The 15,844-nt window shown below is 67.8% G+C and carries 15 protein-coding genes; 4 read left to right on the top strand and 11 right to left on the bottom strand.

The window, feature by feature from the left end:
- Window positions 1-167 precede the first annotated feature (167 nt).
- The 3 genes from mutS to LU699_RS15030 all read left to right on the top strand — a co-directional run bounded on the left by mutS (window position 168) and on the right by LU699_RS15030 (window position 6,638).
- The gene (gene mutS / locus LU699_RS15040) at window positions 168-2,768 is read left to right on the top strand and encodes a DNA mismatch repair protein MutS (RefSeq protein WP_232136077.1); all 2,601 of its coding nucleotides are present in this window, start codon (window positions 168-170) and stop codon (window positions 2,766-2,768) included.
- 525 nt (window positions 2,769-3,293) lie between these two features.
- Window positions 3,294-5,540, top strand: coding sequence for a catalase/peroxidase HPI (gene katG, locus LU699_RS15035; protein WP_232136078.1), 2,247 nt, complete (start codon window positions 3,294-3,296; stop codon window positions 5,538-5,540).
- 150 nt (window positions 5,541-5,690) lie between these two features.
- Entirely contained in the window at window positions 5,691-6,638 is a 948-nt protein-coding gene (locus LU699_RS15030; protein ID WP_232136079.1) for an SDR family NAD(P)-dependent oxidoreductase, read from the top strand.
- Between the two features lie 10 nt (window positions 6,639-6,648).
- On the opposite strand, the gene LU699_RS15025 is transcribed toward LU699_RS15030, so the two are convergent.
- Genes LU699_RS15025 through LU699_RS15010 form a run of 4 tightly spaced genes read right to left on the bottom strand, consistent with a single transcriptional unit; the run spans window position 6,649 to window position 9,378 of the window.
- A complete protein-coding gene (locus LU699_RS15025; protein WP_232136081.1) occupies window positions 6,649-7,062 on the bottom strand; it encodes an RNA-binding S4 domain-containing protein in 414 nt (137 codons plus the stop codon).
- Window positions 7,059-8,399, bottom strand: coding sequence for a sensor histidine kinase (locus tag LU699_RS15020; RefSeq protein WP_232136082.1), 1,341 nt, complete (start codon window positions 8,397-8,399; stop codon window positions 7,059-7,061). Before LU699_RS15020 ends, LU699_RS15025 begins: the two co-directional genes overlap by 4 nt.
- The gene (locus tag LU699_RS15015) at window positions 8,396-9,058 is read right to left on the bottom strand and encodes a response regulator transcription factor (protein WP_232136084.1); all 663 of its coding nucleotides are present in this window, start codon (window positions 9,056-9,058) and stop codon (window positions 8,396-8,398) included. The genes LU699_RS15020 and LU699_RS15015 overlap by 4 nt, the downstream gene beginning before the upstream one ends.
- On the bottom strand, window positions 9,058-9,378 hold the full coding sequence (locus LU699_RS15010) for a PepSY domain-containing protein (protein WP_232136086.1): 321 nt from the start codon (window positions 9,376-9,378) through the stop codon (window positions 9,058-9,060). The genes LU699_RS15015 and LU699_RS15010 overlap by 1 nt, the downstream gene beginning before the upstream one ends.
- 129 nt (window positions 9,379-9,507) lie before the next feature.
- Between LU699_RS15010 and LU699_RS15005 the strand changes: the two genes are divergently transcribed.
- The gene (locus LU699_RS15005) at window positions 9,508-9,840 is read left to right on the top strand and encodes a PepSY domain-containing protein (protein ID WP_232136087.1); all 333 of its coding nucleotides are present in this window, start codon (window positions 9,508-9,510) and stop codon (window positions 9,838-9,840) included.
- Window positions 9,841-10,031: 191 nt separating this feature from the next.
- Here the strand turns inward: LU699_RS15005 and rplS are convergent, their stop codons facing one another.
- The 7 genes from rplS to ffh form a co-directional block, all read right to left on the bottom strand.
- Window positions 10,032-10,475 (bottom strand): 50S ribosomal protein L19, encoded by a 444-nt coding sequence (gene rplS, locus LU699_RS15000; protein WP_232136089.1) that lies wholly within the window; start codon window positions 10,473-10,475, stop codon window positions 10,032-10,034.
- 146 nt (window positions 10,476-10,621) lie between these two features.
- A complete protein-coding gene (trmD, locus tag LU699_RS14995) occupies window positions 10,622-11,389 on the bottom strand; it encodes a tRNA (guanosine(37)-N1)-methyltransferase TrmD (protein ID WP_232136184.1) in 768 nt (255 codons plus the stop codon).
- Window positions 11,390-11,569: 180 nt separating this feature from the next.
- Window positions 11,570-12,097: a ribosome maturation factor RimM gene (gene rimM, locus LU699_RS14990; RefSeq protein WP_232136090.1), complete on the bottom strand. Its 528-nt coding sequence runs from the start codon at window positions 12,095-12,097 to the stop codon at window positions 11,570-11,572.
- A gap of 38 nt (window positions 12,098-12,135) precedes the next feature.
- Complete coding sequence (rpsP, locus tag LU699_RS14985; protein ID WP_232116211.1) at window positions 12,136-12,402, bottom strand: 30S ribosomal protein S16; 267 nt, start codon at window positions 12,400-12,402, stop codon at window positions 12,136-12,138.
- Between the two features lie 94 nt (window positions 12,403-12,496).
- A complete protein-coding gene (locus LU699_RS14980) occupies window positions 12,497-13,318 on the bottom strand; it encodes an aminotransferase class IV (RefSeq protein ID WP_232580226.1) in 822 nt (273 codons plus the stop codon).
- Window positions 13,315-14,385, bottom strand: a complete 1,071-nt coding sequence (locus LU699_RS14975; RefSeq protein WP_232136092.1) for an NAD(P)H-dependent flavin oxidoreductase — start codon at window positions 14,383-14,385, stop codon at window positions 13,315-13,317. Before LU699_RS14975 ends, LU699_RS14980 begins: the two co-directional genes overlap by 4 nt.
- Before the next feature lie 4 nt (window positions 14,386-14,389).
- Window positions 14,390-15,763, bottom strand: a complete 1,374-nt coding sequence (ffh, locus tag LU699_RS14970) for a signal recognition particle protein (RefSeq protein WP_232136093.1) — start codon at window positions 15,761-15,763, stop codon at window positions 14,390-14,392.
- Window positions 15,764-15,844 lie beyond the last annotated feature (81 nt).

Raw genomic sequence — 15,844 nt, 5'->3', positions numbered from 1 at the left:
GACCGGAACGTCCGGCAGTCGCCTGCCGTGAACGGAAACCTAACACAGCTTCCACACGCGTGCGCATGGACCTTGCGCGCGATGTGCGGGCCGCAGGCGAGGCCACTGCGGACCGCGGAAAACGCCGGTTTCGGGCAGACTATGCGGCCGGCCAAACGAGCGATTGGATGTCTTCGCCCCAGCACACGCCATTGATGCAGCAGTTCTTCGCCGCCAAGGCCGATCACCCCGACGTGCTGCTTTTCTTCCGCATGGGCGATTTCTACGAGCTGTTCTACGACGACGCCCGCAAGGCGGCGCGACTGCTCGACATCACCCTGACCCAGCGCGGCAATTCGGCCGGCGCGCCGATTCCGATGGCGGGCGTGCCGCATCACGCGGCCGAGGGTTATCTGGCGCGACTGGTCGCACTCGGCGAATCGGTAGCGATCTGCGAGCAGATCGGCGATCCCGCGGCGAGCAAGGGTCTGGTCGAGCGCAAGGTGGTGCGCATCGTCACGCCGGGCACGGTGACGGACGAGGCGCTGCTGCAGGAACGTCGCGACACCCTGTTGATGGCGGTGGCGCGCAATCGCGCCGGCCAGTACGGCATCGCCTGGGCGGATCTCGCGGGTGGTCGTTTTCTGGTCTGCGAGTGCGCGACCGAAGACATGCTCGAAGCGGAAATCGCCCGGCTCGATCCGGCCGAGTTGCTGGTGCCGGACGAGGACGGCTGGCCGGGCTTCCTGTCCGAACGCACCGGTGCGCGCCGTCGCCCGCCGTGGCTGTTCGATGCGGATTCCGGCCGTCGCCAGCTGCTGCAGTTCTTCGGCCTGCACGACCTCACCGGTTTCGGCATCGACGACAAACCGCTGGCCGTGGCCTCTGCTGGCGCACTGCTGGGCTACGTCGAGGAAACCCAGAAGCAGCGCCTGCCGCATCTGACTTCGATTTCGGTCGAAAGCGGCGACGGCGCGATCGCGATGAACCCCGCGACGCGCCGCCATCTCGAACTCGACACGCGTGTCGACGGCGACACCCGCAACACACTGCTCGGCGTCCTCGATTCCACCGTCACACCGATGGGCGGTCGTCTGCTGCGGCGCTGGCTGCACCGGCCGCTGCGCGACCGCACCGTGCTGGGCGAACGCCTGCATGCAGTGCAGACACTGATCGATTCCGGCGGCGACGACACCCTGCGCGAGCGCTTCCGCGCGCTCGGTGACATGGAACGTGTGCTCACGCGTATCGCATTGCGTTCGGCGCGCCCGCGCGACCTGTCCACGCTGCGCGATGGTCTGGCGATGCTGCCGGATCTGCGCGGCGTCCTCGGCACACTCGATTCACCGCGACTGCGCGCACTGCACGACAGCCTCGGCGAGCACGCAGGCGAAGCGCATCTGCTGTCCACCGCGCTGGTCGAACAACCGCCGGTACTCGCGCGCGATGGCGGCGTGTTCGCCGATGGCCACGATGCCGAGCTGGCCGAGCTGCGCCGCCTGAGCAATCACGCCGACCAGTTCCTCGTCGATCTCGAAGCACGCGAGCGCGAGGCCAGCGGCATCTCCACGCTGAAGGTCGGCTACAACCGCGTCCACGGCTATTACATCGAAGTCTCCAAGGCGCATTCGGCGAAGGCACCCGCGCACTACACGCGCCGGCAGACGCTGACCAATGCCGAGCGCTACATCACCGAAGAACTCAAGACCTTCGAGGACAAGGTGCTCTCGGCGCGCGAACGGTCACTGGCCCGCGAGCGGTTGCTGTACGAACAGCTGCTCGACGCACTGAACGACCGCATCGAGGCACTCAAGCACTGCGCCGGCGCGCTCAGCGAACTCGACGTGCTGGCCTGCTTCGCCGAACGCGGACAGGCGCTGGACTGGTCGCGACCGCAGCTCGACGACGCGCCTGGCATCCGTATCGAACGCGGCCGCCATCCGGTGGTCGAGGCGGTGCGCCGCGAACCGTTCGAGCCGAACGATCTGGTGCTCGGTGACGGCGCGGAATTCGATGCGCGCCGCATGCTGGTCATCACCGGTCCGAACATGGGCGGCAAGAGCACCTACATGCGCCAGAACGCGCTGATCGTGCTGCTCGCGCACATCGGCAGTTTCGTGCCGGCCTCGCGTGCGGTGATCGGCCCGATCGACCGCATCCTGACCCGCATCGGCGCCGGCGACGATCTTGCGAAAGGCCAGTCGACCTTCATGGTCGAAATGGCGGAGACGAGCTACATCCTGCATCACGCCACCGACCAGTCGCTGGTACTGATGGACGAGATCGGCCGTGGCACGTCGACCTACGACGGCCTCGCGCTGGCCGACGCCTGCGCACGCCATCTGGCAGCCGCGAACCGCAGCTACACGCTGTTCGCGACGCACTACTTCGAACTCACCGCGCTCGCACAGCCGGGCAGCGGCATCGCCAACGTGCATCTCGACGCGGTCGAGCATCGCGACAAGCAGGGCGGCGAGACGCTGGTCTTCATGCACGCGGTCAAGGCTGGTCCGGCCGACCGCAGCTTCGGCCTGCAGGTCGCCGCGCTGGCCGGCCTGCCGAAGGCGGTCGTCCGCGACGCGCGTGCGCGCCTGGCCGAACTCGAACAGCGACGCCACGACAGTCCCACGCCTGCGCCGATGTCGCCCGTCACGCTCGACAGTCCGCAACAGATTGGTCTGTTCGCCCCGGCTTCCGCGGCGCTCGAAGCGCTGGCCGGACTCGATCCCGATGAGCTGACGCCCAAGCAGGCGCTGGAAGCCTTGTACCGGGTGCGGGCGTTGCTCTGAGGCGTGCGGCTCGGCTGAAAGGGCGCGGCTCGCCGACTTCCAGGGTCGCGTCTTGAGGACCGTCGTCCCAGCGCACGCTGGGACCCTTTTTGATCTTGGTGTTCCAAGCGGAAATCACGAAAACGACGGCAATCCGGCCAGTTGAGGCCGAGCCTCGCCAACATCGGCAAGCCTCGCATCGAAGCCGCTTGCGGAACGAGCACGCGCCCGTCTACGCGATCGCGCGGCCCTGTTTCGATAGCCCACCCCTATCGAATAGACGCGAACAATCGATTTCCCTCCCGCCAGTGACTGCGCCTACCCTGAACATCCAGTACGGGAGGCCGCCAGCCATGCGCCAGCACATCGATTCCCCTCCACCGCGACCGCGCTGCCGCGCGTTGCCTTCCATCGCGGATTGACCACGCGCGGGCACTGCCGCGTGCACGCCTTCTGTCATCCATTTTTTGCAGACTCGATTTCCGATGCCCGCCGGCTCACAGCCGACGTGACATCGCCGAACGACCACACGGGAGAACTCCAGCCATGTCGACCGACGCCAAGTGCCCCTTCCACCAGACCGCCGGTGGCGGCACCAGCAACCGCGACTGGTGGCCGAACCAGCTGCGCCTGGATCTGCTCAACCAGCATTCCGCGAAGTCCGACCCGATGGGCGGGGATTTCGATTACGCCGCCGAATTCGCAAAGCTCGACTACGCCGGCCTCAAGCGCGATCTCGCCGCGTTGATGACCGATTCGCAGGACTGGTGGCCGGCCGATTTCGGTCATTACGGCGGCCTGTTCGTGCGCATGGCCTGGCACAGCGCCGGCACCTACCGCATCGGCGACGGTCGCGGCGGCGGCGGTCGTGGGCAGCAGCGCTTCGCCCCGCTCAACAGCTGGCCGGACAACGTCAGCCTCGACAAGGCGCGCCGCCTGCTGTGGCCGATCAAGCAGAAGTACGGCCGTGCGATTTCGTGGGCGGACCTGATGATCCTCACCGGCAACGTCGCGCTGGAGACGATGGGCTTCAGGACCTTCGGCTTCGCCGGCGGCCGCGACGACACCTGGGAGCCGGACCTCGACGTGTACTGGGGCCGCGAGACCACCTGGCTCGGCGGCGATGTGCGCTATGCGCATGGCTCGCACGGCGTGCCGAAGGACGGCGACGACGGCGTGCTGGTGTCGGATGACGACGCCGACGGCGACGTGCATTCGCGCAAGCTCGAGAATCCGCTCGCCGCGGTGCAGATGGGCCTGATCTATGTGAATCCGGAAGGCCCCGACGGCAATCCCGATCCACTGCTCGCCGCCGCAGACATCCGCGACACCTTCGGCCGCATGGCGATGGACGACGAGGAAACCGTCGCGCTGATCGCCGGCGGCCACAGCTTCGGCAAGACCCATGGCGCGGCGCCGTCCGAACACGTCGGCGAAGAGCCCGAGGCACACACGCTCGAAGCGCAGGGCTTCGGCTGGCACAACAGCTTCGGCAGCGGCAAGGGCGCCGACACCATCACCAGCGGCCTCGAAGTCACCTGGACGAAGACGCCGGCGCAGTGGAGCAACGATTTCTTCGAACACCTGTTCGGTTTCGAATGGGAACTGTCGAAGAGTCCGGCAGGCGCACAGCAGTGGGTGGCGAAGAACGCGGAGGCGACGATTCCGCACGCCTATGACGCGTCGAAGAAGCAGCTGCCGACAATGCTCACGACCGATCTCGCGTTGCGCTTCGACCCGGCCTACGAACATATCTCGCGCCGCTTCCTCGAAAGCCCGGACCAGTTCGCCGACGCGTTCGCGCGTGCGTGGTTCAAGCTCACCCATCGCGACATGGGCCCGCGCGCGCGTTATCTCGGCCCGGAAGTGCCGGACGAAGTGCTGATCTGGCAGGATCCGGTGCCGGCGGTCGAACATGCGCTGATCGATGACGCCGATGTGGCGTCGTTGAAGCGGGCAATTCTTGCCAGCGGCCTGTCGGTGTCCAAACTGGTGTCCACCGCGTGGGCGTCGGCGTCGACATTCCGCGGCGGCGACAAGCGCGGCGGCGCGAACGGTGCGCGCATCCGGCTCGCACCGCAGAAGGACTGGGCGGTCAACAATCCGCCGCAGCTGGCGAAGGTGCTCGCCGCGCTCGAACAGGTGCAGGCCGATTTCAACGGCAAGGCTGCGGGCGGCAAGCAGGTGTCGCTGGCGGATTTGATCGTGCTCGGCGGCGCCGCGGCGGTCGAGAAGGCCGCGCAGGACGCGGGCGTCTCGGTGAGCGTGCCGTTCTCGCCCGGTCGCAGCGACGCCTCGCAGGACCAGACCGATGTCGAATCCTTCGACGCGCTGGAACCTTGGGCCGACGGCTTCCGCAATTACGCAAAGGGCCATTCGGTCGTGCCGCTGGAGCATCTGCTGATCGACCGCGCACAGTTGCTGACGCTGACCGCGCCGGAGACGACCGTGCTGGTCGGCGGCCTGCGTGTGCTCGGTGCGAACCACGACGGCGGCCAGCAAGGCGTGCTGACCGATCGCCCGGGCGTGCTGTCGAACGACTTCTTCCGCCATCTGCTCGACATGGGCACCGAGTGGGCGCCGTCGGGCCGCACGACGTTCGAAGGGCGCGCGCGCGGTACCGGCGCGAAGAAGTGGAGCGGCACCCGCGTCGATCTCGTCTTCGGTTCGAACGCGATCCTGCGTGCACTGGCCGAGGTCTACGCCAGCGACGATGCGCAGGAGAAGTTCGTGCGCGACTTCGTCGCCGCGTGGACCAAGGTCATGGATCTGGACCGCTACGACCTGCGCTGATCGCTGCGCGATATCGCTCTCGGGCGATGGGATGACCGGACGCCGATGCTGATGCATCGGCGTTCGCGTGTCCGGCCATTGCATCTCCGTGATGTCGCCACGCGACCGTCCTACACTCGACGCCCCGAACCGTCACAGACCCGACGACCGATGCATCTCGATCAACGCAGGCGCCGCCTGCTGCAGGCCGGCGCGCTGGCCACACTGGCAACTGCCCTGCCCGGCTTCGCGCGCACGCCAGATCTCGATGCGACGAGCACCGCCGAAGATGCGACAGCCGGCCTCGACCTGCGCGGCCGGACCATCGTCGTCACTGGCTGCACGTCCGGCATCGGCCAGGAAACCATGCGTGTGCTCGCGCTGCGCGGCGCGCACGTGATCGGCACCGCGCGGTCGCGTGCCACCGGCGAAGCCGCCTGCGCCGGGATCGAAGGCCGCGCGACGCCGGTGGTATTGGATCTCGCCGATTTCGATTCCGTCGTTGCCGCAAGCGATGCGATCCGCGCGCTCGACCTGCCGGTCGATGCGCTGGTCTGCAATGCCGGCGTCGTGCTGGACGATCTGGAGCAGGTCCGCGGCATCGAAAAGACCTTCGTCGTGAATCATCTCGGCCATTACCTGCTCGTGCGTCGCCTGCTCGATCGCGTGACGGTCGCGCCGCAGGGACGCGTGGTCGTGCTCGGCAGCGGCGACGAACGCAATGCCCCGCCGGGCGGCATCCAGTTCGACGATCTCTCCGGCGCAAGCTGGGACGCGCGCTATGCGCATTCCAAACTGGCGAACGGCCTGTTCTCGCTGGAACTCTCGCGGCGCCTGGCGGGCACGCGGGCCGCGTCCAACTGCGTGTCGCCCGGTCACACGCGCAGCAACATCCTGCGCAACGTCGGCAACCGCTACCGCGATGACGCGCGCAGCGTGCAACAGGGCGCGGCGACACCGTGCTGGCTGGCGGCGTCGTCTGCGGCATCCGGCATCAATGGCGGTTTCTATCGCGACTTTGCGCCTGCGCAACAAAGCGATATGCAGCGCGACACCATGATGGCTGCGCGCCTGTGGTCGGTGTCGGAGTCGCTGGTACGCGGGTGGCTGCCCGCATAAGACACGCGCCTCAGAGCGCGTCGATATCGCCGAGTGCGCGAATCAGTTTCCGCGCGCGCTTGTCGGGCTTGTGCTCGGGCGCCTGGTAGCCGGCACGCGCAGCGCGCGCCTCCGCCAGCCGCGCCATGCGCGCTTCGCGCGAGGCTTCGGTTTCGCTGTACAGCGTCTGCGCGACGCTCGCCGGCCCACGCGTGTCCGACAGTCCGGCGACCGCGATGTCGAATACTTCCTCGCCGCGCGCCACGCGCAGCGCATCGCCGATGCGGACCGCACGCGCGGGCTTCGCACGCTGACCGCCGACATCGACCTTGCCGGTCTCGATCGCCTGCTTGGCCAGCGCGCGCGTCTTGAAGAAACGCGCGGCCCACAGCCAGAGGTCGAGGCGGACTGTGTCGGCTGTATTTGGAACCTGCGCTTCGCTCATGCGCCCGATATCGGTGCGCCGGCCGGCAAATCAAGCAGCACGCGGAATCCGCCCGGCAGGTTCTCGAGTACCAGCCGGCCGTCGTAACCGGCTGCGATGCCGTCGACGATCGACAGACCCAGGCCATGCCCGGGCATCCGGCTGTCGAGGCGCACACCGCGCTGCAACGCCTGCTCCAGTGCATCTGGCTGCATGCCGGGGCCGTCGTCGTCGACCGCGATCCGCACGCGTCCGTCGGCGACGCTCGCGTGGATGCGCACCTGCGCGCGCGCCCACTTCACCGCGTTGTCGACGAGGTTGCCGAGCATCTCTTCCAGATCCTCGCGCGCGCCGGCGAACACCAGATCCGGGGCGACCTCGCAGTGCAGCGTCACGCGATCGCCCGCGGTCTGCGCGAACAGCCCGCCTAGCGCCTCGGCCACCGGCGCGACCGGTGTGCGCTGCCGTGCATCGACCGCGAAGCCGCCTGCGAGCCTGCGTTCCACCTCGCCGCGCATGCGCTGCACCTGGGCCGACACCACATCGGCGATGTCGTCGCCCGGGCGCTGCGCTTCGGCCGAGAGCACGGCGAGTGGCGTCTTCAGTGCATGCGCGAGATCCTCGGCAGCATGCCGCGCGCGTGCGACGCGGCGTGCGTGTTCGTCGAGCAGATCGTCGATCTGTTCCGCCAGCGGCGCCGCTTCGGCGGGCCAGCGCTCGGCGCCGAAGCGTACGTCGTCGCCATTGCGCACACGTTGCAGGATGCCGCGCATGCGCCGCAACGGACGCAGGCCCCATTCGATCTGCCAGGCCAGCAGCGCCAGCAGCGCCGCCGCCGCACCCGCGAAAGCCAGCATCGCCGCCTGCCGGAACCCGCGCGTCTCGGCGATGACATCGCCGCGATCGCCAGCGACATGCACGGGAATGGGATTGGCGACACCCGGCAGCCGCAACAACTGCGCGCGCATGCGCAGCTGCTGGCCGCGCGGGCCTTCGACTGTCGACCACACGGCCGTAGTCCCGGGCACATCGTCGGCGACGAGTTCGTCGTCCCACAGCGAGCGCGAACGCACCGCGTCCGTGCCCTCGCCGATGCGCCAGTACCAGCCGGAAAACACCCGCGCCCAGCGTTCGTCGGCCGGCGGCCTGCGCAATTGCCAGCCACCATCCGCACGCGCTTCGAGCAAGCCGGCAAGCGTCGCGAAATCGTCGTCGAGTCGGCTGTCGAGCGCGCGTTGCCCGGAGCGTTCGAACATCGCGCCGAGCAGACCACCGGCGATCAACGCCGAGATCGCCACGCCCAGCGCGCCGGCCAGCCACAGGCGCCAGCGCAGCGACAGTGCGCGACGCGCGTTCATGGCGTCTCCGACAGCCGGAAGCCCTGCCCGCGCACCGTGTGCAGCAGCGCGACGCCGAGCTTGCGGCGGATGCGCCCGATCAGCACGTCGAGAGCATTGGAATCGGGATCAAAGCCGTTGTCGTAGACGTGTTCGCCGAGCTCGCCGCGACTGACCACGCGGCCGGCGTGATGGATCAGATACGCGAGGATGCGGTGCTCCTGCGCGGTCAACGCGAGCGGATCGCCGTCGAGTGCGAAGCGGCCCGCATTCGCGTCGAATTCCAGCGGTCCGCAGCGCAGACGCGGCGACGCATGGCCGGCGCTGCGCCGGATCAAGGCCTGCAGCCGCAACACGAGTTCCTCGATCTGGAACGGCTTGGTGAGGTAATCGTCCGCACCGGCGTTGAAGCCGGCCAGCTTGTCGTGCCAGCGGCTGCGCGCGGTGAGCACCAGCACCGGCAAGGTCAGGCCGGCCTCGCGCCAGCGGTGCAGCACCGAGACGCCATCGAGATTCGGCAGACCGAGATCGAGTACGACCGCGTCATAGGCTTCGGTCTGGCCGCGGAACTCGGCATCCGCGCCGTCCTCCGCACGATCGACCGCAAAGCCTGCGGCGCCGAGCGCAGCGGCAACGCGCGTCGCGAGTTCGACGTCGTCTTCGGCCAGCAGGATGCGCATCAGTCGTCGATCTCGACCTTGAGCAGGCGCCCGGAGCGCGCATCGTACTTCAGCTCCACCACGCGGCCGTCGCGCATCAGGATTTCGATTTCGTACTCGTCGTCGTCCTGGTCGAGTTCCACCTCGATCACGCGCCCTGGATAGCGGCGTTCGGCATCGACGAGCAGCCGTTCGAGCCGCACGAATTCGCCACTGCGCACGCCATCACGCGCGTAATCGGCGTTGCCTTGTGGATCCTGCGCATCGGCGTGCAACGGAACAGCGAGCGGCCCTGCACACAGGGCCGCAGCGAGGACGAGCGGAGCAATGAGAGTACGCATGGCGCCAGTGTGGCGACGCGGATTAACAGAACCGTGAACGGCTCGATCAGAACCGCGTTAAGCGCGATGGGGAGACTGGCGTCAACCGGTTGCAGACCGGTGCTCTCCATCCCACACCGAGGAATCGCCATGACCCGTACCGCCTTTGCCAGCCTGATCGCCGCCGCCGCTTTCGCCGTCGCTGCACCGCTCGCCTTCGCCCAGGACCGCGACGATCGCCGCGGCGACGACGACCGCGTGCACGCCGCGGCCGCCGCCCAGGCCGACCCGCGCTTCCGCGCCAACAGCGCCTCGCTCGACAGCATCCTCGCCGATGCACAGCGTCGTCATCCGGGCCGCGTCATCGACGTGTCGTACGACGATGGCGAGTACGACATCGATATCCGCCAGAACGATGGCCGCATCGTCGAGCTGGAATACTCGGCGCGCACCGGTCGCATGCTCGAGGCTGATTACGACTGATTGATCGACAACAGATTGTCGGTACGAAGGGCGCTGGATTGATCCAGCGCCTTTTTTCGTGCGGTGGCGGAATTGTTTGCGGCAGTGGGTGGCAGCAAATCGCGTGCGCAAGACCACGGCAGCACGCTGAAAACCCCCACAAACGCAAACGGCCGCCTTTCGGCGGCCGTCGGGCGACTCGGAACGTCCGATTACTCGGCAGCGGCAGCCGGTGCAGCAGCAGCTGCGGCCTTGTCGGCGCGCGCCTTTTCGTTCTTCGCCTTCGCCGAAGCGGACAGGTCTTCCTTGATGCGCGCCTTCTTGCCTTCCAGGCCACGCAGGTAGTACAGCTTGCCGGCGCGGACGGCGCCACGGCGCTTCACTTCCAGCGAATCGATGATCGAGCTGTGGGTCTGGAACACGCGCTCGACGCCGAAGCCGTGCGAGATCTTGCGAACGGTGAACGCAGAGTTCAGACCGGCGTTCTTCTTGCCGATGACCACACCTTCATAGGCCTGCAGACGCTCGCGGTTGCCTTCCTTGACCTTCACGTTGACGACAACGGTGTCGCCCGGGCCGAACTCGGGGAGTTCGCGGGTGGTCTGGGCACTTTCGAAGTTCTGCAGCAGGGTGTGCAAAGAGGGCTTGTTGGTCATGGTCTTGGCCTGTTGGTGTCGTTATAGGCGTGGTGCACGTGGACGCACGCTCTGGCTCGGCGAGCTCTTGGGCTCGGGGTGAAACGGGTTAGCCGCGCATTATAGACGGGGTCCCGGGGCGAATGCCAGCACCCGGCCGGACCGGATCAACCGCCCGACCCACCGGTCGTATTTCCGCCCTGTTCGGCCCGCCAGGCCGCCAGCAGCCGGCGATCGGCCTTGCCTAGCGCGGTCTCGTCGATCAGGTCCGGTCGTCGCTCCAATGTGCGCACCAGCGACTGCTGGCGCCGCCACTTGGCAATCTCGGCATGGTTGCCCGACAGCAGCACGTCCGGTACCCGGCCCATGTCGTGTTCGACAGGCCGCGTGTAATGCGGGCAATCGAGCAGGCCATCGCCTTCGAAGCTGTCCTGCACCGCAGACTCCGCGTCGCCCAGCGCGCCGTCCTGCAGCCGCGCGACGGCGTCCACGACCACTGCCGCGGCCAGTTCGCCACCCGACAGGACGTAGTCGCCGATCGACAGCTCCTCGTCGATCTCGGCCTGCAGGAAGCGTTCGTCGACGCCCTCGTAGCGGCCACACAGCAGCAGCAACCGCGGCAGAGCCGCGAGCTCGCGCACCTTGGCCTGGGTCAGCGGGCGTCCCTGCGGACTCATGTAGATCACGCGCACCGGCGCCGGATCTGCCGCACGTGCGGCGGCGAGTGCAGCGCGCAGAGGCTCGATCAGCATCACCATGCCGGGGCCGCCGCCGAAGGGACGATCGTCGACACGGCGGTAATTGCCTTCGGCGTAATCGCGCGGATTCCAGCCCTGCATCGTCAACAGCCCGCGCTCGCGCGCACGACCGACGACACCGACGGCTGCGGCCTGGTCGATGAAATCGGGAAACAGACTGACGACGTCGATGCGGATGGCGCGTGCATCGGCGGACGCGCGCGCTGCATCTGCGGACGCGGTGTCGTCTGGATTCGGAATGATGTCGGACGTCATGGCATGTCCCCTGCGGTCGCATCGCGCAGCGCGTCAGGTGCCTGCAGACGCAGCGGTGTATCGACGGCCACAGCGGCCGTTTCGAAGGCGCGGCGCGCCGTCCTAGAAATCGGGATCCCAGTCCACCGTCACCAGCGACGTGTCGAAATCGATCGACACGATGTAGTCCGGCACGACGAAGGGAACCATGCGCTCGCGATCGCCCTGCGCGACCAGCACGTCATTGGCACCGGTCGAGAACAGATGCGAAACGACACCGAAATCGACACCTTCGACGTTGCGCACGCGCAGGCCTTCAAGGTCGACCCAGTAGTACTCGCCGGGTTTGGGCGGCGGCAGCGCATCGCGCGGCACGAAGACTTCGAGTCCACGTGTCGCTTCGGCACCGTCACGATCCTCGACGCCGGGCAGCGTCGCGACGACACCCTTCGGCGTCTCGCGACCCTTCGCGCCTTCGCACTCGCGCTCGATGCCGCGCGGATCGCGCAGCACCCAGGGCTGATAACGGAAGATCGCACTGCGCGGCTCGGTGAAGGATTCGAGTTTCACTTCGCCACGCACACCGAACGCGCCATGCACCTTGCCCACCTGGATCATCCGGCGGGGAGGTTGGCGCGTCGGGTCGTTCATGTCGACAATGGCCGCGCCCGAAAGGCGCGGCCCGTCAATCAGGCAGCGGCGGTCGCAGCAGCGACCTTGCCGGCGTCCTTGTACAGCGCGCGGACCTTGTCGGTCATCTGCGCACCCTTGGACACCCAATGGTCGACGCGCGCGGTATCGAGAACGATACGCTGCTCGCCACCGGTGGCGACCGGGTTGTAGTAACCCACGCGCTCGATGTTGCGGCCGTCGCGCGCACTGCGCGAGTCGGTCACGATGATGTGGTAGAACGGACGCTTCTTGGCGCCACCGCGCGTCAGACGAATCTTGACCATTTGCTTTGCTTCCTGTGTTGCCCAGTCGCCAGAGTGGCGAGGTAAGCCGGCGATTATAGCGGAAACCCCCGCCTGCTCGGCAAGCCGGGGCCGCTCAGGCCTCCAGCGCTTCCCACGGCACGGCCGCCAGAACGGTCTGCAACGCCTGCGGAACGACCGGATCTTCCGCGAATGCCCGCCCGTCGATCGACGCCAGCGGCCACAGGCCGCTGCTGTTGCAGGCGAATGCCGCCTGGAAGCTGATGCAGTCCGCCAGCCGGACCGGTGCGATGCGCTGGGCCAGATCCGCGGCGTCCAGACCTGCACGCAATATGCCTTCGGTAACGCCCCGCAGGGCATCACCTTGCGGCCAGACGATGCCGCCCTCGGCATCGACGAGGCCGATGTTCCACAACGCGCCTTCAAGCACACGGCCCACGTCATCGACCAGCAGCGCATCGTCGAAGCCTGCGGCGCGCGCAGTACGTCGTGCATGCAGCAGCGGCAATGTTGCAAGGTGCTTCAAATGCGCCAGCGGACGCTGGTGTCGGCAGCTCTGCAGACGTTGCGGATTCACAGGCGCGGCGCGCGGCGGCGACAGCGCAATGAGCAGCGTCACATCCACGGCATCGCCCCGGTCGACCGCCGCAACATCCAACGCGCCGACGGAGACCCGGAGCGTGGCGTCGTCGACTGCGGCAGCGTGAAGCGCCGATGCGAGTTCGTGCTGGATGCGCGCAGCGCATAAAGCACTGCCGAACAGTTCGGCATTGGCCGATTGCAGGCGCGTCAGATGACGGCCGAATCCCTGCACCGCCCCGCCGCGCACCTGCATCGTCGACAGGTGGCCGTAGTTGGTCTGCAGCGCGGTCAGCGTGGCGGCATCGGCAGGCCGGCCATCGATCCAGAGGCTGGTGGCCGATGCGATCCGTTTCACAGCAATGCGTCGGCGGTGCGCCACCAATCGGCGACAAGCTCGGCCGCAGGCCGCGCCTGCGCAGACGCGGCCGACTGGCCGGCCCAGGCCTGCATCGCATCGATCCGGTTATCGCGCGCCGCGGCCGCGCGCATCGGCGCCGTCAATGCGCGCTGCACGGGATAGGGCTGCGGCAGTGGTGCGTTTCCGGATGCGGCCGCGCGCACGTACTCCGTCGCCAGCGCGCGGCCGAGCCGGCCGCTGAAGGCGCGTGTCGGCCAGGCCTGCTCGGGCTCCGACGATGCCAGCTCCTCGGCCCAGGCCGGTGCGATGCCGGCCTCCGGCGTGCGCAGGAATGCGGTGCCGATCTGCACTGCGCTCGCGCCCAACGTCAGCGCCGCCGAGATGCCGCGACCATCGGCGATGCCACCCGCAGCGATCACCGGCACGCGCAGCGCATCGGCGAGTCGCGGGATCAGCGAGAACAGGCCGACGAGTTGCGTATCGGCCTTCGCCGCATCGAAAGCGCCGCGATGCCCGCCCGCTTCGACACCCTGCGCGACGATCGCGTCTGCCCCGGCGGCTTCGGCCGCGAGTGCTTCGTCCAGCGTCGTCGCGCAGGCGAACCAGGCGATGCCGGCGTCTTTCAGCCGCGCGACGAACGGCGCCGGAAACACGCCCATGATCGACGAGGCTACCGCGGGCTTCGCGGCCAGCAGCGCATCGCATTGCGCATCGAAATCGGCCGGTGTCGCATCGCCAGCCTCGACCGGCACGGCGGGGCCCCACTGCGCGAGAAACCCACGTGTCGCCGCTTCTGCCGCGGCATCACGCACCGGCGCGGGATCGGGAATCCACAGATTGATCTGCGCCGGCCCGTCGCATGCGGCGCGCAGGCCGTGCATCCAGGTGCCGATGTCGTCGGGCTGCGACAGCACCGCGCCCATCGCGCCCATGCCGCCGGCCTCGATCACCGCGCGCGACAGCGCGACGGGGCATGCACCCGCCATCGGTGACAGCAACACCGGCAGGCGCAGTCCGAAGCGCGAACAGAAGGCGTCACTGCGCTGGCGGGCCGCGGATGTCATGCGATCAACGGAACGGCATGCGGCCGCCCATGCCGCCCATCATCCCCTGCAGGCCGCGCATCATCCCCTTCATGCCGCCGCGGGCCATCTTGCCCATCATCTTTTCCATCTGCATGTACTGCTTCATCAGCTTGTTGACGTCGGACGGCGTGGTGCCGGAACCGGCGGCGATGCGCGCGCGGCGCGAGCCGTTGAGCAGGTTCGGATTGCGGCGTTCCTTCTTCGTCATCGAACCGATGATCGCGATCATCCGCGGCACTTCCTTGCCCTGGCTGACCTGCTGCTTGAGATGCTCGGGCACCTGGCCCAGACCCGGCAGCTTCTCCATCAGGCTGCCGATGCCGCCCATGTTCTGCATCTGCTCGAGCTGGTCGCGCATGTCGTTGAGGTCGAACTTCTTGCCCTTGGCGACCTTCTCGGCGAGCTTCTGCGCCTTGTCCTTGTCGACCTGGCCTTCGACCTGCTCGACCAGCGACAGCACGTCGCCCATGTCGAGGATGCGGCTGGCGACACGCTCGGGATGGAAGACATCGAGGCCGTCGACCTTCTCGCCGGTACCGACGAACTTGATCGGCTTGCCGGTGATGTAACGCACGGACAGCGCCGCGCCGCCGCGGGCATCGCCGTCGGTCTTGGTCAGCACCACACCGGTCAGCGGCAGCGCTTCGCCGAAGGCCTTGGCGGTATTGGCGGCATCCTGGCCGGTCATCGAGTCGACGACGAACAGCGTCTCGACCGGATTGACCGCGGCGTGCAGCGCCTTGATCTCGTCCATCATCGCTTCGTCGATCGCGAGGCGGCCGGCGGTGTCGACCAGCAGCACATCGATGAAGGACTTCTTCGCCGCGGCGATCGCCGCGCGCACGATGTCGACCGGCTGCTGCGACGATTCGGACGGGAAGAACTGCACGTCGACCTGTTCGGCCAGCGTCTTCAACTGCTCGATCGCGGCCGGACGGTACACGTCGGCCGAGACCACCATGACCTTCTTCTTGCGCTTTTCCTTGAGCAGCTTGGCGAGCTTGCCGACCGTGGTGGTCTTGCCCGCGCCCTGCAGGCCGGCCATCAGGATCACCGCCGGCGCTGGCACGTTGAGGTTGAGCTCGGTCGCCTGCGCACCCATGACCGCGGTCAGCTCGTCGCGGACGACCTTGATCAGCGCCTGGCCCGGGGTCAGCGACTTCAGCACTTCCTGGCCGACCGCTCGCACCTTGATGCGCTCGATCAGCGCCTGCACCACCGGCAGCGCGACGTCGGCTTCCAGCAGCGCGATGCGCACTTCGCGCGTGGCCTCGCGGATGTTCTCTTCGGTCAGACGACCGCGGCCGCGCAGGCGCTCCATGGTGCCGGACAGGCGCTGGGTCAGGGACTCGAACATGCGGGACTCGATACGGCGGAATACGGCCGGCGATTATAGCCCGCCGCCCTGCGCGCCCCGTGGTCCACGCACCGCGATGCG

Origin of the sequence: Luteimonas fraxinea, assembly GCF_021233355.1 — a bacterium.
GTDB classification, from domain to species: Bacteria; Pseudomonadota; Gammaproteobacteria; order Xanthomonadales; family Xanthomonadaceae; genus Luteimonas; species Luteimonas fraxinea.
Note: the sequence above shows the minus strand (reverse complement) of the source record. Positions and strands in the feature narration are given on the sequence as shown.